At 66.9% G+C, this 19,921-nt stretch carries 19 protein-coding genes; 5 read left to right on the top strand and 14 right to left on the bottom strand.

The window, feature by feature from the left end; translation table 11 throughout:
- Positions 1 to 3 precede the first annotated feature (3 nt).
- The gene (locus tag ACN9MV_RS07005; RefSeq protein ID WP_097199933.1) at positions 4 to 900 is read right to left on the bottom strand and encodes a transporter substrate-binding domain-containing protein; all 897 of its coding nucleotides are present in this window, start codon (positions 898 to 900) and stop codon (positions 4 to 6) included.
- A gap of 155 nt (positions 901 to 1,055) precedes the next feature.
- Between ACN9MV_RS07005 and ACN9MV_RS07000 the strand changes: the two genes are divergently transcribed.
- Positions 1,056 to 1,988, top strand: coding sequence for a LysR family transcriptional regulator (locus ACN9MV_RS07000; protein WP_426391681.1), 933 nt, complete (start codon positions 1,056 to 1,058; stop codon positions 1,986 to 1,988).
- Between the two features lie 14 nt (positions 1,989 to 2,002).
- Here ACN9MV_RS07000 and ACN9MV_RS06995 read toward each other — a convergent pair whose 3' ends face one another.
- Positions 2,003 to 2,188, bottom strand: a complete 186-nt coding sequence (locus ACN9MV_RS06995) for a hypothetical protein (RefSeq protein WP_093048758.1) — start codon at positions 2,186 to 2,188, stop codon at positions 2,003 to 2,005.
- Positions 2,189 to 2,506: 318 nt separating this feature from the next.
- On the opposite strand from ACN9MV_RS06995, the gene ACN9MV_RS06990 reads away from it, so the two are divergent.
- The gene (locus tag ACN9MV_RS06990) at positions 2,507 to 4,036 is read left to right on the top strand and encodes an FAD-binding protein (RefSeq protein WP_426391680.1); all 1,530 of its coding nucleotides are present in this window, start codon (positions 2,507 to 2,509) and stop codon (positions 4,034 to 4,036) included.
- A gap of 307 nt (positions 4,037 to 4,343) precedes the next feature.
- Positions 4,344 to 5,579 carry a lactonase family protein gene (locus ACN9MV_RS06985; protein WP_426391679.1) on the top strand — a complete coding sequence of 412 codons (1,236 nt, stop codon included), beginning with the start codon at positions 4,344 to 4,346 and terminating at the stop codon, positions 5,577 to 5,579.
- On the opposite strand, the gene ACN9MV_RS06980 is transcribed toward ACN9MV_RS06985, so the two are convergent.
- Genes ACN9MV_RS06980 through ACN9MV_RS06940 form a run of 9 tightly spaced genes read right to left on the bottom strand, consistent with a single transcriptional unit; the run spans position 5,580 to position 15,953 of the window.
- The gene (locus ACN9MV_RS06980) at positions 5,580 to 7,055 is read right to left on the bottom strand and encodes an N-acyl-D-amino-acid deacylase family protein (protein ID WP_426391678.1); all 1,476 of its coding nucleotides are present in this window, start codon (positions 7,053 to 7,055) and stop codon (positions 5,580 to 5,582) included. It lies immediately after the preceding gene.
- Complete coding sequence (locus ACN9MV_RS06975) at positions 7,052 to 7,966, bottom strand: MurR/RpiR family transcriptional regulator (protein ID WP_093048748.1); 915 nt, start codon at positions 7,964 to 7,966, stop codon at positions 7,052 to 7,054. Before ACN9MV_RS06975 ends, ACN9MV_RS06980 begins: the two co-directional genes overlap by 4 nt.
- Positions 7,967 to 7,976: 10 nt before the next feature.
- The gene (locus ACN9MV_RS06970; protein WP_256216702.1) at positions 7,977 to 9,284 is read right to left on the bottom strand and encodes an amino acid deaminase; all 1,308 of its coding nucleotides are present in this window, start codon (positions 9,282 to 9,284) and stop codon (positions 7,977 to 7,979) included.
- A 2-nt stretch (positions 9,285 to 9,286) separates the two neighbouring features.
- A complete protein-coding gene (locus tag ACN9MV_RS06965; RefSeq protein WP_426391677.1) occupies positions 9,287 to 10,273 on the bottom strand; it encodes an ABC transporter ATP-binding protein in 987 nt (328 codons plus the stop codon).
- The gene (locus ACN9MV_RS06960) at positions 10,270 to 11,307 is read right to left on the bottom strand and encodes an ABC transporter ATP-binding protein (RefSeq protein ID WP_093048739.1); all 1,038 of its coding nucleotides are present in this window, start codon (positions 11,305 to 11,307) and stop codon (positions 10,270 to 10,272) included. The genes ACN9MV_RS06965 and ACN9MV_RS06960 overlap by 4 nt, the downstream gene beginning before the upstream one ends.
- On the bottom strand, positions 11,307 to 12,146 hold the full coding sequence (locus ACN9MV_RS06955; protein ID WP_093048736.1) for an ABC transporter permease: 840 nt from the start codon (positions 12,144 to 12,146) through the stop codon (positions 11,307 to 11,309). The genes ACN9MV_RS06960 and ACN9MV_RS06955 overlap by 1 nt, the downstream gene beginning before the upstream one ends.
- Before the next feature lie 3 nt (positions 12,147 to 12,149).
- Positions 12,150 to 13,091: an ABC transporter permease gene (locus tag ACN9MV_RS06950; RefSeq protein WP_093050319.1), complete on the bottom strand. Its 942-nt coding sequence runs from the start codon at positions 13,089 to 13,091 to the stop codon at positions 12,150 to 12,152.
- An 11-nt stretch (positions 13,092 to 13,102) separates the two neighbouring features.
- Complete coding sequence (locus ACN9MV_RS06945) at positions 13,103 to 14,362, bottom strand: lactonase family protein (protein ID WP_426391675.1); 1,260 nt, start codon at positions 14,360 to 14,362, stop codon at positions 13,103 to 13,105.
- 16 nt (positions 14,363 to 14,378) lie between these two features.
- The gene (locus ACN9MV_RS06940; protein WP_093075832.1) at positions 14,379 to 15,953 is read right to left on the bottom strand and encodes an ABC transporter substrate-binding protein; all 1,575 of its coding nucleotides are present in this window, start codon (positions 15,951 to 15,953) and stop codon (positions 14,379 to 14,381) included.
- A gap of 191 nt (positions 15,954 to 16,144) precedes the next feature.
- Between ACN9MV_RS06940 and ACN9MV_RS06935 the strand changes: the two genes are divergently transcribed.
- The gene (locus ACN9MV_RS06935) at positions 16,145 to 16,534 is read left to right on the top strand and encodes a RidA family protein (RefSeq protein WP_093048728.1); all 390 of its coding nucleotides are present in this window, start codon (positions 16,145 to 16,147) and stop codon (positions 16,532 to 16,534) included.
- Here the strand turns inward: ACN9MV_RS06935 and ACN9MV_RS06930 are convergent, their stop codons facing one another.
- The gene (locus tag ACN9MV_RS06930; RefSeq protein WP_371127339.1) at positions 16,535 to 17,149 is read right to left on the bottom strand and encodes an ATP-dependent Clp protease proteolytic subunit; all 615 of its coding nucleotides are present in this window, start codon (positions 17,147 to 17,149) and stop codon (positions 16,535 to 16,537) included.
- An 81-nt stretch (positions 17,150 to 17,230) separates the two neighbouring features.
- Between ACN9MV_RS06930 and ACN9MV_RS06925 the strand changes: the two genes are divergently transcribed.
- Positions 17,231 to 17,998: a sigma-70 family RNA polymerase sigma factor gene (locus ACN9MV_RS06925; protein WP_426391674.1), complete on the top strand. Its 768-nt coding sequence runs from the start codon at positions 17,231 to 17,233 to the stop codon at positions 17,996 to 17,998.
- Here ACN9MV_RS06925 and lolD read toward each other — a convergent pair.
- Together lolD and ACN9MV_RS06915 are read right to left on the bottom strand one after the other, a co-directional pair.
- On the bottom strand, positions 17,995 to 18,672 hold the full coding sequence (gene lolD / locus ACN9MV_RS06920; RefSeq protein WP_093048718.1) for a lipoprotein-releasing ABC transporter ATP-binding protein LolD: 678 nt from the start codon (positions 18,670 to 18,672) through the stop codon (positions 17,995 to 17,997). The two genes, ACN9MV_RS06925 and lolD, sit on opposite strands and share 4 nt — an antisense overlap.
- Positions 18,665 to 19,921, bottom strand: coding sequence for a lipoprotein-releasing ABC transporter permease subunit (locus ACN9MV_RS06915; protein WP_093048715.1), 1,257 nt, complete (start codon positions 19,919 to 19,921; stop codon positions 18,665 to 18,667). Before ACN9MV_RS06915 ends, lolD begins: the two co-directional genes overlap by 8 nt.

The following is a 19,921-nucleotide window of genomic DNA, read 5'->3' as shown; positions in this document are numbered from 1 at the left end:
CGCTCAGACGCCCTTGTTGTTCGGGTTCTTGTAGATCTCGCGCACCGCATCCGTCATCGGGAAGTTGAGGTTCGCGTTCTTCGGCGGGATCGGCGACAGGAACCACTTGGTGTAGAGCTGCTCGATGGCGCCCGACTTCATCAGGCCCGTGACGGTCTCGTCGACGAGTGCCTTGAACTGCGGGTCGTCCTTGCGCAGCATGATCCCGTAGGGCTCCTGGCGCAGCGATTCCTTCAGGATCTTGTAGTCGCCCGGGTTGGTCGCGCTGGCGATCATGCCGGCGAGCTGCACGTCGTCGAGCACATAGGCGTCGGCGCGGCCGGTGGACAGCAGCAGGAAGCCGTCGGACGTGTCCTTGCCGGCGATCTCGTTCACTTCGATGGTGCCGCTCTTGCGCGCGCCGCGCAGCAACTGGATCGAGGTGCTGCCCGAGACGGTGGCCACGTTCTTGCCGTTGAGGTCGCCCAGTGCATTGATGCCCGAAGCCTTCTTCACGGCGGCGGTGATGTTGGTGACGAAGTGGCTGGGCGCGAAGTCGACTTGCTGCTGGCGCTGCGTGGTGTTTGTGGTGGTGGCGCAGTCGAGGTCGACGGTACCGTTCTGCAGCAGCGGAATGCGGTTGGTCGAGTTGAGCATGGTGTAGCGCACCTCGATCTTGGCCAGGCCCAGCTTGGCCTTCACGGCGTCGACGATCTTCAGGCAGATGTCGTTGGTGAAGCCGATGGGCGCGCTGTCGGCGCTGAGCTTGTACGAGAACGGGATCTGGCTGTCGCGCGCGCCGATCTGGATCGTGCCGCTCTCCTTGATCTTCTGCAGCGTGCCGCCGTCCTGGGCACTGGCGGCGCCGCAGGTGAAGGCAAAGACAAGTCCGAGCGCGAGGGGCAGTTTCTTGAAGTCCATGGAGAGTTCCTTGAAGAGTCGATGACGTTGGTCGAACGCGGTGGTTTTGGCGAATCTTCTGCCTCGCAATGAATTTCTAAAAGCGATTTTTTGTGATCGAATCGCATGAATAAAAGCGTTCTTTCAGTCAGCCTTCACAGGAGCAACGCACCGTGATGACCTTCAAGCAACTCGAAGCCCTGTATTGGATCGCCCGGCTCGGCGGCTTCGCGCAGGCGGCCAACCAGCTCAACACCTCGCAGTCGGCCATCTCCAAGCGGGTGCACGAGCTGGAGCAGCTGTTCGACACCGAGCTGTTCGACCGCAGCCAGCGCGCCGCGCGGCTCACCGAGAAGGGCGAAGAGATGTTCGTGCTCGCCCGGAAGCTGCTGGAGCAGCGCGACGCCGCCGTCGAGCAGTTCGGCAAGCCCGGCGTGGTGGAACGCCGTATCCGCGTCGGCGTGACCGAGCTCACCGCGATGACGTGGTTGCCACGGCTGGTGGGCCTCATCCAGCAGCACTACCCCAAGGTGATCCTCGAGCCCGACGTGGACGACAGCCTGCAGCTGCGCGACAAGCTGCTGGCTGACGAGCTCGACCTGGTCATCGTGCCCGACACCTTTGCCGACTCGCGCCTGCCGCACAAGGTCATCGGCCAGGTGAAGAGCGCGTGGATGTGCAAGCCCGGCGTGGTGCCGGCCGGCGGCACCGTGCGACTGCACGAACTGGCGCGCCATCGCATGCTGGTGCAGGGCAACAACTCGGGCACGGGCCGCGCCTACGACGCGTGGATGAAAGAGCAAGGCGTGCAGCCCGCCAACGTGATCGTGGTGAGCAACCTGGTGGCGCTGACCGGGCTCACCGTGTCGGGGCTGGGCGTGAGCTACCTGCCGCGCGAGTGCCTGCAGCCGCTGGTGGCGGCGGGGATGCTTACGGTGATCGACGTGACGCCAGCCTTGCCCGTGGTGCGCTACGTGGCGATGCACAAGGGCGAGCACCGCAGCGCGTTGACCTCGTCCATCGTGATGCTGGCGCAGGAATGCTGCGACTTCACGCGGATGTTCCAGGCGCAGGCGGAGGGGGAAGAAGAGGAGCCGGCGAGCAACTGAGCGCGAGCTTCGTCCTAGCTGTTGTCGTCGACGGGGGACAGGTCCGGATGCAATTGCCGCAGCGCCAGCGACAACCGGAGCACTCGCTCCCGCGCACCCGGCTCACCCCGGGCCAGTGCGCCCAATGCTGCTTCGTAGTCGTCAGTGAGCTGCTGCCACAGCTCGAAATCGGCGCCAAGGCCTTCAGCGTCCTTGTCCATCTTTGCTCCAAGTCGGAATTCGACGGCCGGTGAGTGCGTCAGTTTGACCGATTTTTGCCGGGAGCGTTAGAACTTTAGGGGTCGTGGGGTCATATCCAACTGGATACGACGCAGTGCCGGTACCGCGGCCCCTGACTTTGAGGGGCACCGATTCGGGGTTGTCCTTATGAAAATATCTTTCAAACAATCCAATAATTGACGTCAATATAGGCGGCGTAGCGCGATATTTTCGTCAAATCAAGGAAATTAAGAAAAAGTCTTTCATTTCAGGCGCCTGCTTCCCGCTCACCGTCGCAAGACGACCATCAGAAAGTGCCCATGACCATCACCGTGACACGCCAGGATGCTCGCTACAACACCCTGAAAAAGGGTTTCAACCTGCGATGGCCTGCAACGGAGTCAGACGCCGCTTCGCGCATCGAACTGGCGGAGAACGCCGGCGATGCGGCCGCCGCCCTGCAGCGCATCGTCGATGCAGGCCTTCGGCCCACGTTGCGCAGTGGTGGGCATTGTTATGAAGACTTCGTCTCCAACAACCCCAACGGCGCGATCCTCGACCTGAGCCTGCTCAACCAGGCGAGCCCCGCCAGCGGCGACGGGCGCTACCGTGTCGGCCCCGGCACGCAGAACTGGAGCGAATACCTCGACCTGTACAAGCGCAGCAACGTCACGCTGCCCGGCGGCTCCTGCTATTCGGTCGGCGCGGGCGGGCACATCTGCGGCGGCGGCTACGGCCTGCTGTCGCGCCTGCAGGGGCTGACGGTCGATTGGCTTTCCGCCGTCGACATCCTTACGGTCGACTCCCGCGGCAAGGTGGTGCCGCGCACCGTGGATGCGCGCCGCGAGCCCGATCTGTTCCGCGCATGCCGTGGCGCGGGCGGCGGCAACTTCGGCGCGATCACCAGCTACGTGTTCGACACCCTGCCGCCCGCGCCGCGCGAGGTTGCGCTGGCGGTGGTCGCCTTCGACTGGGCCACCATGACGCCCGAGCGCTTTGCCACCCTGCTCTCCACCTACGGCGAATACTGGGCGACCCGCGGCAAGTCGCCGGACACCTGGGGCATGTTCTCGCTGCTCAAGCTCACGCATCGCTCGTCGGGCCAGATCGTGATGCTGACGCAGTTCTGCAACCCCGACGGCACCTGCAACGACCTCACGGTGCTCAACGAATTCCTCGATCGCTTTCGCGCCTGCGCGCCGGTGCCCGCCAAGGGCCGGCCGCCGGGCGTGGGCCCGGCCCCGCAACGCGACGCGGGGCAGTTGCTGTGCTCCAAGCCGCACACGGTGACACGCTACGACTGGCTCACGGCCACCCAGTACCTCAACGGCTCGGGCGACAACCAGCGCGGCAAATACAAGTCGGCCTACATGAAGCAGAACTTCAGCGCCCGCGAGGCGCAGCGCATCTACACGCACCTGACGCGCGTGATACCGGGTGTCGATCTCAGCCAGTCGCTGGTGCAGGTGGATTCGTACGGCGGCGCCGTCAACAAGCCCGAGCGCATCAACGACACGGCGGTGCCGCAGCGCGCTTCGATCATGAAGCTGCAGTACCAGACCTACTGGCGCGATGCGAAGGACGATGCCGGCCACCTGCGCTGGATCGGCGATTTCTACCGCGACGTGTACGGCACGCCCGACGTACCCGAGCGCTACGCCGGCACCCCTTACCCCGGCGAGCGCTACGAGGGCTGCTACATCAACTACCCGGACAGCGACATGCTGGCCTACCCTTTCTGGTCGCAGCTCTACTACGGCGACCAGGGGCTCTATGACTTCCTGCGGAAGGTGAAGCGTCGGTATGACCCGAACAACATCTTTCACCATGCAATGTCTGTACGGCCTTGAGATGAGCCATCGCTCTTGTTTGGGGCGCGATCACGCCGACGGGGTACCTTGCTCCGCGAATGTCCCCCGACCTGCGGCCTCCTCCTTTATTTCGCTGCGCAAGGCACCCCATCGACGTGATCGTTCAGAGCACTGGTTGATCGGCCAGCACAACGGCTGCGCCCATGTGCGAATGGCATCGGGTGCTCCCCGCAGCGAAATAAAGGAGGAGGCCGAAGGCCGGGGGACATTCGCGGAGGGGAGTACCCGGTGTCATTCGCACACACCCTGAACAGCAACCACTGAGCCAAATCACAAGAGGAATCTCATGACACATCGCCCCCAACGCCGCACAGTCATGCAATGGATCGGCGGCACCTCCGCCCTTGGTGCCCTGACGCCATGGCTGCCTGCCAACGCGCAAACCCCAGACGCCGCAGCCACCAGTCGCAGCACACTCACACCGCGTTTCGCCTATGTCGGCACCTACACCAGCGACGCACCGGGCGGCACAGCCGGCGGACCAGCATCGAAGGGCATCTATGTGCTCGCCATCAACGACGGTGCCTGGACGCAAGTGCAAGCGGTCCCAAGCGCGAACCCCTCGTTTCTCGCCGTGCACCCCAGCCAGCGCTTCCTGTACGCGATCAACGAGATCGACACCTACCAGGGCCTGCCCACCGGAACAGCCGAAGCCTATGCCATCGATGAGCGCAGTGGCCGCCTGACACTGATCAACCGCCAGCCGCTGTCACTCTCCGGCGTGATCCCGGCACATCTGGCCGTGTCGCCGGATGGCCGCGCGCTGGTGGTGGCGCTGTATGGCGGTGGCGCCTACAACGTGTTGCCGATCAGTGCGGACGGCAAGCTCGGCAAGGTATCGAGCATTGAGAAGGAAACCGGCTCCGGCCCCGACACCGAACGGCAGGAGTCGCCACACCCGCACATGGTGCAGTTCGACGCCTCGGGCCAGCGCGTGCTAGCCACCGACCTCGGCAGCGACCGCATCAACGTCTTCACGCTCACCGACGGCAAGCTGGCACTGGTCGGCCGCACTGCCACGCAGCCCGGCAGCGGCCCGCGCCACCTGGCGCTGCATCCGTCGCAACGCATCCTGTACCTGGTGAACGAACTCGACGCCACAGTCGCCTGCTTCGGCTACGACGCGGCCAGCGGCCTGATAGATGGACAACGCCAGCGGATCTCGACAGTGCCGCAAGACTTCACCGGCCAGAAAAACTCGGCGGCGCTGGTGATGCATCCCTCGGGGCAGTTTCTCTACGCGAGCAACCGCCGGCTGAAGTCGGAGCATCCGCTGGCCGACAGCATTGCAGCATTCCGCGTCGATGCAACCAGCGGCACGCTGACACCGCTGCAGCACTGGAGCGAAGGCCTACGCTTCCCTCGCGCGCTCGCGATGGCGCCCAGTGGCAGTCACCTCTACGCGCTCAGCCAGAAAGGCGACGCCATCCTGCGCCTGCGCATCGACCCCGCGAACGGCAAGCTGGACCAGCCGGTGCAGGTGGCACAAGTGCCGACGCCAGCCTGCCTGGTGTTCGCCTGATCAGCTCCCGCGCGTGAGCATCCGCCCCGCGCGCGCCAGCACCCGTGCTTCGGCCTCGCCGCCGCGGTAGGCCAGCACGCCGTTCACGAACACGCGCTCCACACCCAGGCTCACGCCGTGCGGCTGGTCGTAGGTCGCGGTGTCGGCGATGGTCTCGGGGTCGAACACCACCACGTCGGCCATCGCGCTGGTGCGCAGCAATCCGCGGTCGGCGATGCGCAGGTTGCGCGCGGTCATGCCGGTCATCTTGTGCACGGCCTGCTCCAGCGTGAACAGCCTGCGCTGGCGCCAGTAGCGCGCAAACACGCGAGGGAAAGCCCCCCACAGGCGCGGATGCGGATGCCGGTCGTGCGGCAGGCCGTCGCTGCCTATCATGGTGAGCGGATGCGCGATGACGCGCTCCACGTCTTCCTCCTGCATCTGGAAGTAGCAGGCGCCGCCCGGCTTCAGGCGCAGGCAGGCCTCCTGCTCGGTGACGCCCCACTCGCGCGCGATGTCGGAGACAAGGCGCCCCGTCATCTCCGGATGCGGGTCGGACCAAGTGAGCAGCACGTCGATCACGCCATCGACAAGGTCCTCGCGCAGCACGGTCGAGCCGGCCACGTAGGGGTACACGTCCATCGCGATCTTCTGGCGCTGCGCCAGCGACTCGATCAGCGGCAGCGTCTCCTTCGTGCGGCCCCAGTTGGCGGGGCCGGCGCACTTGTGGTGCGAAATGACGAGCGGCACGCCGGCATTGAAAGCCGAGTCGCCAGCCTCGTGCAGCGCCTCGATGATCTGCTGCATCTCGCTGCGCAGGTGCGTGGCGTACACGCCGCCATGGCGTGCCACGACGCGCGCCAGCGCCGTCACTTCTTCGGCGGGCGCAGCAAAGGCCTCTTCGTAGAACAGGCCCGACGACATGCCGTGCGCACCGTCGGCCATGCAGCTGTCGAGCAGCGCTTCCATGCGCGCCATCTCATCGGCGCTGGCGGGGCGGTCCAGCGCTTCCATGGTGGCGAAGCGCAGTGTGGTGTGACCGACCAGCGCTGCCACGTTGAGCGCAGGCTGCGTCGCGTCGACCGCCGCGCGGTACTCCGCCATGGTCGCGTGCTTGAACGAATCGGCGCCCAGCAGCGTGAGCGGCGGCAGCGACTGCGGCGTGCGGTAGGGCGCGAGCGAAATGCCGCAGTTGCCCGTCACCACCGTGGTGATGCCCTGCGACACCTTGGGCAAGCACAGCGGGTCGCGCAGCACGATGGCGTCGTCGTGCGTGTGCGCGTCGATGAAGCCAGGGGCGATGACCTTGGCGCGGCAGTCGACGATCTCGACGTCGGCCAGCGCGAGGCCATCGGGCAGCCGCTCGCGCAGGCCTTCGCCGAGCGCGACGATGCGGTCGCCCTGCAGCAGTACGTCGCCGGGCCACGAAGGGCCGCCCGAGCCGTCGACCACCAGGCCAGCTTCGAGCAGGATGGCCTTGCCTGTCGTCGCACTCACGATGCGGCTCCCTTGTTACTGTTGATGCCGCCGCCGTCCCAGCTTTGCAGCGGGTGCGTGGTGGCGTCGATGCCGTGGCGCTGGAAGGCTTCGCGCGCGCGCTGAAGGCGCTGCACGGCGGGCTCGCCGCGGCGCTGGGCCACGAGCACGGTAAGGATCTCGATGGCAGTGAGGTGCGTCAGGTAGGCATCGATGCCCACGTGCATCACCGCGTCATCGGGCACCGACAGGCCGAGCAGAAAGTCGGCCTTGGCCGCGAGCGCCGTGCCGGGCCGCGTCAGCGCAACCACCTTGGCGCCCTGCCCGCGCGCGATGTCCACTGCGTCGAGCAGCGAGGGCATGCCGCCCACGTGCGAGATGGCGATGACCACGCCGCCCGGCCGCTGCGCCGCGCCGGCCACCTGCTGCAGGTGGTAGTCGGCCCAGGCATTGGCCGACAGGCCGAGCCTGAAGAGCCGCGCCTGCAGGTCGTTGGCCATGAACCACGAGGTCGCGCCCGCGCCGTACAAGTCCACGTGCGGCGCCGCCGCAATCGCCGCCACGGCGCCGTCGAGCACCTGCATGTCGAGTTGGCCGCGCACGCCCGAGACCGATGCCGCCGCGCTGCGCGCGATCTTGCCGACCACTTCGTCGGCCGCGTCCTCGATGTTCACGCGGCGGTGCAGCGGCGAGCCACCGAGCGCCAGCTCCTGCGCGAGCGCGAGCTTGAATTCGCGCAGACCGGCAAAGCCGAGGTCGCGGCAAGTGCGCATGATGGTAGGCACCGAGCTGCGCGAGCGCTCGGCCAGCTGCTCGAAGCTCTCTTCGAGCACACGGTCGGGGTCTTCGAGGATCAGGTCGAGAATCGCGCGCCGCGTCGCCGGGGCGTCGCTGCGGATCTGCGCGATTTTCTGAAGCAGGGAGGGTGTCATCGCAGCGTGCTCAGAAGTGCATGGCGACGGCATCGCTCACGCGGTAGTCGTTCTCGACCACGGGCATCCAGTGCCATTTGTCGAAGGTGGTGCAGGGGTGCGAAATGCCGAGGCCGACCCGGTCGCCGACCTTGGGCGCTTCGGCTTCCTCGCTCGCGTCCCAGCGCAGGTAGGCGTGCTGGTCGTTGAGCGCGGTGATCTTCCAGCCCGCGGGCACGGCCTGCGGCTGCAACACGCCGCGCGCCGCGCGCGCGATGGGCACGGGCAGCGAGAGATCGAAGGAAATGTCGCGCTTGCCGACCGCAAGAATCGCCAGGCCCGGCTCGGGGCGCGATTGCACCGTGGCCCAGACTTCCATCGCCGGCACCAGGCTCTCGCCACAGCCGCAGCCCAGGCGCTCATCGACCGCGCTCACCATGCGCTTGTAGAAGCCATGGTCGTGCGTGACGTAGCAGCCCGAGCGCAGCAGGCCGCGCACCGGCGCGCCGAGCGCGGGCTTCAGGCGCCCTGCCACGAGGTCGAAGATGGCCGAGCCACCGGCCGAAACCAGCACCTCGTCGGTCTCGAAAAGCTTGTTGGTGTCGCAGTGGCGTGCCACAGCTTCCACACGGTCCATCAGCGTCTTCGCGTAGGCCGCATCGGGCTCGCTCTGGCCGGTGGCGCCCTGCCCTTCGTAGCACTCGATGCCCACGAGCTTGACCGCATCGCTCGCGCGCAGCCGTGTGGCCAGCTCCACGGCTTGCTCGTGCGTACGGCAGCCGGTGCGCGCGCCGTCGACGCCGATCTCGATCATCACCTCGAAAGGCACGCTCGCGGGGTGGCGCTTCGCCCAGTCCTCTATCAGCGCGAGCTGCGCCAGCGAATCGACCAGGAACACGATGCGCAGGTCGACATGCTCGCTCAGCAGCATCTGGATGCCCGCGAGGTCTTCGTCGCTCACCACCTGGTTGGCGATGACCGTGCGGCGCGCGCCGGCCGCCACGCCCACGGCCAGCTGCGTGACGGTGGCGAAGGTCAGGCCCCAGGCACCGGCGTCGAGCTGGCGCTGGAAGAGCTGCGGCGACATGGTGGTCTTGCCATGCGGCGCGAGGTCGATGCCCCATTCGCGCACGCGCGACTGCATCCAGGCGAGGTTGTGTTCGAGCGCCTCGCGCTTGAGCACGGCCAGCGGCAGCGGCAGGTCACCGGCGAGCACGTTCCATCCGGCGGCGCCGATCTCGCTGCGGCGGCGCGGCGCCTGGGTGCGCGGGTAGCCCTTGAAGTTGCTGCCCAGCAGCGGGTCGTTGAAATCGTTGGCGGCGACGGCTTTGTCGGTCATGGTCATGCGGCAATGTTGGAGAGCAGTTCTTTGCGGATGCAGGCGCTGTAGTGTCCTGCCGAAATTTCTTCGAGCGGCGGCACAGTCAGCGCGCAGGCCTCGATGGCATGCGGGCAGCGCGTGCGAAACACGCAGCCCGAGGGTGGCGAGATGGGGCTGGGAATGTCGCCCTTCAGCGCAATGCGCTCGGTCGCCACCTCGGGGTCGGGCTTCGGGCTCGCGGCCAGCAGCGCCTGTGTGTAGGGATGCGAGGGCCGCGCGAACAGCTCTTCGGTGGTGGCGACTTCCATCACCTTGCCCAGGTACAGCACCACCACGCGGTCGCACAGGTACTCGACCACGTCGAGGTCGTGCGAGATGAAGAGCATCGTCAGGCCCAGCCGCTCGCGCAGGTCGGCCAGCAGATTGATGACCTGCGACTGAATGGACACGTCGAGCGCCGACAAGGGCTCGTCGGCCACGATGAATTCGGGCTCCACGGCCAGCGCGCGCGCCACGCCGATGCGCTGGCGCTGCCCGCCCGAGAACTCGTGCGGAAAGCGGCTCGCATGCTCGGCGCGCAGGCCCACGGTCTCGAGCAGCTCGGCAATGCGCTTGTCGCGCGCCGCCGCGCCCTTGTGCAAGCCATGGGTGGACAGCGCCTCGCCGAGGATCGCGCTGATGCGCATCTTGGGGTTCAGGCTGGCGTACGGGTCCTGGAAGATGATCTGCAGCTTGCTGCGCAGCTTGCGCATGCGCTCGCCCGACAGCGTGCCGATGTCGTCGCCGCGGTACAGCACTTGCCCGCTGGTGCGTTCGAGCAGTCGCAGCACGGTGCGGCCGATGGTGCTCTTGCCCGAGCCCGATTCGCCCACCAGGCCCAGCGTTTCACCGGGCTGGATCGCGAACGACACGTCGTCGACCGCGCGCACCGGGCGGTCGCTGCTGCCGAAGTATTTCTTGAGTCCGCGGACTTCGATGAGTGGAGAAGAGGAAGAAACAGCGGTCATGCGACCCTCACGAGTGGTTGCGCCGGCTGCACACGGATGCAGCGCGCCTGGCGGCCGTGGTGCGTTTCGATCAGCGGCGGCATCCCGGCGGTGCAGCCGGCCAGCGCGAGATCGCAGCGCGGCTCGAAGGCGCAGCCCGGCGGCGGTGCCAGCGGACTCGACACCTGGCCGCGAATGGCGAACAGGCGCTTGGGCTTGGGCTGGCCGGGCAGGCGCGCCTTGCCCGGCAGGCAGGCCAGCAAGCCCTGCGTGTACGGATGCTCGGGCTGCGCGAACAGCGGCCGAACCGGTGCGCTTTCGACCACGCGGCCCGCATACAGCACCACCACGTCGTCCGCATGGTGCGCGACCACGCCGAGGTTGTGCGTGATGAAGAGGATGCTCATGCCCGTCTCGGCCTGCAGCCGGCGCATGAGCTCGAGGATCTGCGCCTGGATGGTCACGTCGAGCGCGGTGGTGGGCTCGTCGGCAATCAGCAGCGTCGGGTCGCAGGCCATGGCCAGCGCGATCATCACGCGCTGGCGCATGCCGCCCGAGAGCTGGTGCGGATACTCGTGAATGCGCTGCGCGGCGGCCGGTATCTCGACCAGCTCCAGCATGCGCAGAGCATGGGCCAGCGCCGCCTTGCGGTCGAGGCCCTTGTGCAGGCGCACGCTTTCCGCAATCTGCTCGCCGATGGTGAACACCGGGTTCAGGCTGGTCATCGGCTCCTGGAAGATCATCGACAGCTGGTTGCCGCGCAGCGAGCGCATCTCGCGTTCGCCGATCTGCAGCAGGTCGAGCGTCTTGCCTTCGCGCGTCACGAACGAGGCGCTGCCGCTGACCTGCGCGTTCGCGGTCTTGGGCAGCAGGCGCATCAGCGTGAGGCTGGTGACCGACTTGCCCGAACCCGATTCGCCGACCAGCGCGGTCGTCTTGCCCGGCTGGATGGAGAAGCTCACGTCGGCCACCGAACGCACGAGGCCGTCTTCGGTGGGGAAGCTGGTGCTCAGGTTGCTGACCGTGAGACGTGGTGTTTGATTGGCGTTCGTCATCACGATGTCTTCTTGAGCTTCGGGTCGAGCAGGTCGCGCACACCGTCGCCCAGCAGTTGCAGCGACAGCGCCGTGAAGATGATCGCGAGCCCCGGGAACAGCACTACCCAGAAGGCCTGGTGCGCGTACTGCTGGCTGCCCGCGACCATGGTGCCCCAGGTCGGGATCTCGGGCGGCACGCCGACGCCGAGGAACGAAAGGCCCGCCTCCGCCAGGATCGCGTACGCGAAGATGAACGACACCTGCACGAGGATCGGCGACATCAGGTTCGGCAAGATGTGCCGCCACAGGATGCGCGAGGTGCGCACGCCCAGCGCACGCACGGCCTCGACGAACAGCAGTTCGCGCACCACCAGCGTCGAGGCCCGCACTACCCGCGCCACGCGCGGCGTGTAGACCAGCACCAGCGCGAGCACGGTGTTCATCAATGACGGCCCGAGGATGGCCACCAGCGCGATGGCCAGCAGGATGTCGGGGAAGGACATCATCGCGTCGACCACTCGCATCAACGGCGCGTCGAGCCGGCGGAAGAAGCCGGCCATCAGGCCCAGCACCGTGCCGGCGATGACCGCGCCCAGCGCGGTGAGCGCCGCGATGGCCAGCGAGTAGCGCGCGCCGTGCACGATGCGCGAATACAGGTCACGGCCCAGTTCGTCGGTGCCGAGCAGATGCTCGGCGCTCGGCGCCTTCAGGCGCTCCAGCACGGCCGTGTCGTTGGGGTCGATGGAGGCGAACAGCGGCGCGCCGATCGCGAGCACCGCGATCACCAGCAGCACCAGGGCGGAAACCATCACGATGCGGCGATGCATCAGCTGACGGAGCATTCGGGGCATACGCATCGCTCAGACCTTCACGCGCGGATCGACCACCGCATACAGCAGGTCGATCGAGAAATTGATGAGCACATAGATCGCGGCGATCACGAGCAGCGCACCTTGAATGACGGGGTAGTCGCGCCGCAGCACGGCACTGACCACGAGGTTGCCCACGCCGGGCAGGCCGAACACGGTCTCGGTGATGACGGCGCCGCCGATCATCAGCGCCACCGTGAGACCGATCACCGTGACGATGGGCACCAGCGCATTGCGCAGCGCGTGCTTGAGCACCACCGTGCTTTCGCTCAGGCCCTTGGAACGCGCGGTGCGCACATAGTCTTCACCGAGCACGTCGAGCATGGAGGCGCGCGTGAAGCGGATGATGAGCGCGGAGTTCAGCAGGCCCAGCACCGTCGCCGGCAGCACCAGCGAATGCAGCCGCTCGGCCAGCGCCGCATCGGGCGCGCCGTAGCCCGACACCGGGAACCAGCCGAAGGACACGGCAAAGATCTGGATCAGCACGATGCCGAGCCAGAAGCTCGGAATGCTCGCGCCCAGCATCGCGATGCCGGTGAATAGCTGGTCGACCGCGCGCCCGCGGAACACGGCGGAGACGATGCCGCACGGCACGCCGATCAGCGCCGCGATGGCCACCGCCATCAGCGCAAGCAGCGTGGTGGGTTCGGAGCGCTCCCACAGCGCCTGCGTCACGGGGCGCTGCAGGAAGATCGAAGTGCCGAGGTTGCCCTGCAGCACCTCGCGCAGCCAATAGCCGAACTGCACGGGCAGCGGCTTGTCGAGGCCGTACTCCTTCTGCACGCGGGCGATGTCGGCCGCGGTGGCCTGGTCGCCCAGCAGCACCGAAACCGGATCGCCCGAGGCCGCACGCGTGAGCACGAAGACGAGCACCGCCACGATGGCGAGCACGACGAGCATGCCCGCGGCGCGGGAGGCGATGTAGCGGAACATCGATTTCTTCATCACGCGGAAAACTCGATGGCGGCGGCGCTGCCCACTGCAACGTACTGGCCGGTGAACTTGATGTCGCCGCCCTGCACGCGGAAGACGGTGACGTTGTCGCCCTGCTTGTTGTGGCACACGTAGAGGAACCTGCCGCTCGGGTCGAGCGTGCAGCTGCGCGGGTAGTTGCCGCGCGACCATTCCTCGAGCACCAGCGTGGGCGCGCCGGTGCGTGCGTCGATCTTGAAGAGCGAGATCGAGTCGTGCAGGCGGTTGAGCGACACGAAGTGCTGGCCGTCCGGCAGCATGCGGATGCCCGATGCGTAGCTGGTGCCCTTGAAGCCCTTGGGCAGCGCCGAGGTTTCGCTCACCAGCGTGAGCACGCCGGTGGCGTTGTCGTAGCGCATGAAGGCGATGGTCGATGCTTCTTCGTTCACCAGGTAGAGCCACTTGCCGTTCGGGTGGAACACGAAGTGGCGCGCGCCCGAGCTTTCCGACACGGCCACCGTGCTCGGCTGGCTCAGCACGCCGGTGATGCGGTCGAAGCGGTAGGAGATGACGCGGTCCAGCCCGAGGTCGGCCACCAGCACGAAATTGCCCTTCGGGTCGGCGTGCACCATGTGCGCGTGCGGGCCGTCGTGGTCGCTGGTGGCAAAGCCTTCGTGCGAGCGCGCGGCTGCCGGCACCACGTCGGCGCCGGGCTTGCAGGGCGTGGATGCGCCGCAGGCCTCGACGTCCTTGTAGACGACTGCGGGGGTGCCGGCATCGGGCGTGCCGTCGGCGCGCAGCGCGATCACGCTGACGTCGCCGCTGGCGTAGTTGGCCGTGAACAGGAAGCGGCCATCGGGATGCACGCTGATGTAGGCCGGGTCCTTGCCGCCGCAGGCCGTCTCGGAGACGAACGACAGCGCGCCATCTGCACCGATGCGGAAGGCCGAGACCGAGCCGGCCTCGAACTCGTTGGCCGCATAGAGCATCGGCAGCTTCGGGTGGCGCGCGAGCGACGCGGGGTTGCGCAGCTTCGCGCCCTCGCCCGCACTGGTCACGGCCGGCGGCGCGCCGGGGATGGGCTTGAGCGCACCGGTGGCGCTGTCGAGCACGAACTGGTGCACACCCAGTCCGCGGCCGCCGCGCCACGGCTTGCCGCCGTCGCTGTAGGTGCCGACGTAGGCGTAGACCGGGCCGGAGGTTGCGGCTTGAACGGTGGAGGCCGTGAGGCCGAGGGCTCCGAGGCCGGAGGCCAGTGCGCTGGCTTGCAGAAGTTGGCGACGCGATGGCATGGCTGGTATCCCTGCCTTACTTGATCTTCGCGTTCCAGAAGAACGGCCAGGTCGCGGGCGTGTAGTTGTCCAGCGCCGGGCTCTTGGCCGAGAGGCCGTTGAACTTGCCGACGTTGATGTACGGCACTTCGTCATAGACGACCTGCTGCACCTTGCCCCACAGCGCGCCGCGCTTGGCCGGGTCGCTCTCGACATTGAAGGCCTGCAGCGCCGACTTCTTCGCGGGCGTGTCCCACCAGCCGGGCGCGCCGTCGCCGAGTTGCGGCGGCGAGAGCATCGGCTCGGGGAACTGGCCCGAATGGGTGACGTAGATGTCCCACAGCTTGGCGTCGTTGCGGCGCTGCACCAGCGTGGCCCAGTCGACCACGTTGAGGTCGACCTTGAAGCCGGCGCGCTTGAGCTGCTCGGCCATCAGCAGCGCCATGTTGTAGTGAAAGTCGTACTGGCGGCTGGTGAGCACGCGGATCGGCTCGCCCTTGTAGCCGGCCTTGGCCGCAGCCTCCTTGGCCTTGGCGGCGTTGCGCTGGTTGTACTGGTCGGCACCGGCCGTCGAATAGAACGGCGAGCCCTTGGGGAAGTGGTTGCCCTCGGCCACGAAGAAGCGCGTGTCGCCGAAGCCGGCCGCGAGCATTTCGCCTTCGCCCAGCGCGGTCTGGATCGCCTGGCGCACCGGCTGGCTGGCGGCCACGCCTTCCTTGGTGTTGAGCACGAGGTAGGGGAAGCCGAACGAGGGCGTCATGATCGGCACGGTCTTGCCGCCGGACTTTTCCAGGCGCGGCAGTGCTTCCACCGGCAGCAGGTCGGCAAAGTCGTACTGGCCGGCCAGCGCGCCTTCGACGCGCGTGCTGGCGTTGGGCACGGGCACGAAGCGCAGCTCCTCGATGGCCGCTTCGCGCTTGCCGCCGTAGCCGCTCGCGGGCTCCTTGCGCGCCGTGTACTTGTCGAAGCGCGTGAGCAGCACGAACTGGTCGGGGCGGCGCTCCTTGAACTTGTAGGGGCCGGTGCCGACGAAGTCCTTCAGCGGCGAGGCGATGGAGTCCTTGGCCATGATGGCGGCCATGCCGCTGGGCAGCGCGAGCTGCGAGAGCAGCGGTGCATAGGGCTCCTTCAGCACCACCTCGACCGCCAGCGGGCCCTTGGCCTTGAGGCTGTCGATTTCCTTGCCCACGGCCTTGCCGCGCGGCGACTGTTCCATCCAGCGCTGCAGGCTGGCCACCACATCGTCAGCCGTGAGTTCGCGGCCGTTGTGCAGCATGACGCCCTTGCGCAGGGTGATGGCGTAGGTCTTGCCGTCGGCCGAGATCTTCGGCATGCCTTCGGCCAGCATCGGCACCACGTTCCACTTGGCGTCGAAGGTGTAGAGCGTCTCGTACACGTGCTGCATGATGGTTCCGACCAGGTCGGCAGTCGAGGCCATCGGGTCGAGCGTCTGCGGCTCGGCCACCATCGCCAGCGTGGCGAAGTTGCGCGGGCCCTGGGCCTGGGCGCTCTGGTAGGGCAGCGCGGCGCACAGCATCGCGAGCAGGGAAGCGCCCAGCAGGCTGCGCTTCGACAGCATGGGCAGGCGCTGGACAAGACCGACGTGGGGCATGGGGAACTCCTTCATGAGGCGGGCGAGTTTGTGAAAGAAAATTTCTCTTCGGCCCGGACTTTGAAGCAGTATTCATGCCAAATCATCCGTGTTAACCCTCGATAAAGGGTTTTTCTGAAATAGATTTTCAGATTGGATGGATACTCGCCAATCCCCCTTCCATCGTTCACTTCAACCCCAGGAGCCCTCCCATGCCTCTCGAATACCTCGGCGCCCCGCCCCTTGCCTCCGACCGCCAGGTTCGCCCCTTCTCCCCGGCCGTGCGCGCCGGCGACTTCGTCTATGTGTCGGGCCAGGTGCCCGCCAACAAGGACGGCGAGATCGTGGTGGGCGGCATCGAGGCGCAGACGCGCCAGGTGATGGAAAACCTCAAGACCGTGCTCGCGCTGGCCGGCGCCACGCTCGACGACGTGTGCAAGAGCACCGTCTGGCTGCAGGACGCGCGCGACTTTGGTGCCTTCAACCGCATCTACATGAGCTACTTCGGTGAAAACAAGCCGGCGCGCTCGACGACCGAGGCGCGGCTGATGGTCGACGCCAAGGTAGAGATCGACGTGGTCGCCTACAAGCCCAAGGCCTGATCAGGCCTGCAGTTCGGTCTTGCGCTGGATGATGCGCGAGACCAATCCATATTCGACGGCCTCCGTGGCCGAGAGCCAGCGGTCACGCTCGATGTCGGCCAGCACCACGTCGATGGGCTTGCCGGTCTCGCGCGCGATCTCGTGCGCGATGCGCTGGCGGGCCTTGATGATTTCCTGCGCCTGGATGGCGATGTCGGTCGCCTGCCCGCCCGCGCCGCCGCTGGGCTGGTGGATCAGGAAGCGCGTGTTCGGCAGGCACACGCGGCGCTCGCGCGGCGCCGCCAGGAACAGGTGCGTGGCCGCACTGCCGACCCAGCCAGTGCCGATCATGTTCACCGGCGCGCTGATGAAACGCACGATGTCGTGGATGGCATCGCCCGACTCCAGATGCCCGCCCGGCGAACTCACGAGGATGTCGATGGGCTTGTCGGGGCTGTCGGCGTCCAGCGCGATGAGCCGGCGCGTCACATCGGCCGCCACTGAGTCGCTGATGGTGCCGAAGATCAGCAGCGTGCGCGACTTGAACGCCTTCTCCTCCAGGTAGGAGTTGCGCGGCTCGGCGGTTGCGGCGGGCTTGGTGTCGTCGTCGGATTCCATTGAAAACATGGGCTGCATGGAGAAAGCTCCTGTGGTTGAACTGTCTTGACGAACAAGCCCACAGTTTCGTGACATTGCGCGCTATGGCAAGCTGCGGCGATGCTCGATGAACGCTATCTCTCGCAATTCCCGGCGCTGCGAAGCCGGCTGGTTCGCGCGGCGGCGCGAATGCTGGGTGGCCCGGCGGATGCCGAGGACGTAGTGCAGGAAAGCTACCTGCGCGCGCTCGAGGCTGGCGGCATGCCCGAGCCCGACTCGGTGCAGGCCTGGCTGACGACGGTGATGCAGAACCTTGCCATCGACAAGTTGCGGCGGGAGAACTGGATGCAGCGGTGGCTGCGGGATGCCGAAGGGCTTGCGCCCGAGGCACCTTCGGCGGAAGTGGATGCGGCGCAGGCCGAATCCATCGAGCGGGCGCTGCGTCTGATCGCCGCGAGGCTGTCGCCAGCGGACGGCGCCGCGGTGCTGCTGCGCGAAGTATTCGAAGCCAGCTTCAAGGAAATTGCCCAGGCCAGCGGCAAGACTGAGGCGGCTTGCCGGCAGCAGTTGCATCGGGCGCTGCTGCGTCTTCGGCAGGACAAGGACGGAACAGAAAGCGCCTCGGAAGCGGCCTTCCATGTGTATCGGCAGGCGCTGAGCGACTGCGATGCACGAACGCTGCTTGCGATGCTGCGGCAGCCGCCGACGCGTGCTGTCGCAGTGTCGGCAACGGCTGCCCCAAGGCCTGATGCACCGCGCGTGGTCTGCCAGGTGATGCAGATTGGCGGCCGGCTCGGCCTTGTGCTCACGCTGGGTGGAAAGGTGTTGTGCGTGCTGCCGCTGGATGTGCGGCAACAGGAAGAAATGACCGAACTGCTGGCTGTCTAGCCCGCCAGCCGCCCCGCCACCAACTGCAACACCCGATCGCACCGCTTCGCCAGATCCTGGTCATGCGTGACCATCACGAACGCAGTGCCATGCCGGTGCGCAAGTTCGAGCATCAGTTCGAACACCGTGTCCGCTGTGCTGCGGTCGAGGTTGCCAGTAGGCTCGTCTGCCAGCACGCAGGCCGGTTTCGTGACCAGTGCGCGCGCAATCGCAACCCGCTGGCGCTCGCCGCCCGACAGCTCGGCCGGCCGGTGATGCAGGCGCTGGCCCAGCCCCACGCTTTCGAGGATCTTCGTGGCCGACTGCGCGGCCGCATGGGGCTCCACGCGCCGGATCTTCAGCGGCATGGCCACGTTGTCGAGTGCGCTGAACTCGGGCAGCAGGTGATGGAACTGGTAGACGAAGCCCAGGTGCTGGTTGCGCAGCCGCCCCTGCTCCGCCGCATCGGCATGCGCGATGTCCTTGCCCAGCAGTTCGACCTTGCCGGCCGTGGGCTCGTCGAGCCCGCCCATCAAATGCAACAGCGTGCTCTTGCCGGAGCCCGAGGCGCCGACGATTGCCAACGTTTCGCCGGCATGCACGTCGAGGTCCACGCCGTGCAGCACGGTCAGGTCGAGCCGGCCTTCGTGGAAGCGCTTGGTCAGGCCTCGGGCCTTCAATACGACTTCACTCATAGCGCAAGGCCTCGGCAGGGTTCACGCGGCTGGCGCGCCAGCTCGGGTACAGCGTGGCCAGGAAGGCCAGCACGAGGGAGATGATTGCAATGGGCATGATGTCGCTGCGCTGCGGATCGCTCGGCATCTTGCTGATCAGGTAGATGTCCTTGGGCAGGAAGCTCGCGTGGAACAGCTGCTCCAGGAAGGGCACGATCACGTCGATGTTGTAGGCAATGCCAAGCCCCAGCAGCAGTCCGGCCACGGTGCCGATCACGCCCACCATCGCGCCCTGCACCACGAAGATGCCCATGATGCTGCGCGGCGAGCTGCCCAGCGTGCGCAGGATGGCGATGTCGGCGCGCTTGTCGGTCACGGTCATCACCAGCGTGGAGACGAGGTTGAAGGCCGCCACCGCCACGATCAGCGTGAGGATGATGAACATCATGCGTTTCTCGACCTGCACGGCCGCGAACCATGTCTTGTTCTGGCGCGTCCAGTCGCGAATGAGGAACTCGCCCGGCAGGGTCACTGCCAGCTGGTCGGCCACGTCGCGTGCCTCGTTGAGGTTCTTGAGCTTCAGGCGGATGCCGGTCGGCCCTTCGAGGCGGAACACCTTGGCCGCGTCCTGCTCGTGGACCATGGCCAGCGCCGAGTCGTATTCGTAGTGGCCCGAGTCGAAGGTGCCGACCACGGTGAACTGCTTGAGCCGCGGCACCACGCCCGCCGGCGTGACCTGCCCGCCCGGCGCCACCAGCGTGACCTGGTCGCCCGGCTGCACGAAGAGCGAACGCGCCAGTTCTGCGCCGAGCACGATGCCGAACTCGCCCGGCACAAGCTTGTCGAAGGTGCCCTTCGAGGCGATGCCGTTGATGTCGGTGACCTCGGGTTCGAGCTTGGGATCGATGCCGCGCACGATCGTGCCCTTCATGTCCTCACCGCGCGCAATGAGCGCCTGCGTATTGATGAAAGGCGCTGCGCCGACCACTTCGGGGTGCTTGCGCGCCGCGGCCATGATCTGGTCGAGGCTTTGCAGCGCCTGCCCGTCGCGCGAGAAGATCTCGATGTGCGACACCACGCCGAGCATGCGGTCGCGCACCTCCTTCTGGAAGCCGTTCATCACACTGAGCACAATGATCAGCGCCGCCACGCCCAGCGCGATGCCGAGCATCGAGACACCGGAGATGAAGGAGATGAAGCCGTTGCGCCGCGTCGCCCGGCCTGCGCGCGTGTAGCGCCAGCCGAGCTGCAGTTCATAAGGAAGTCGCAT

The organism is Variovorax sp. R-27, assembly GCF_049913215.1.
Lineage (GTDB): Bacteria > Pseudomonadota > Gammaproteobacteria > Burkholderiales > Burkholderiaceae_C > Variovorax.
Note: the sequence above shows the minus strand (reverse complement) of the source record. Positions and strands in the feature narration are given on the sequence as shown.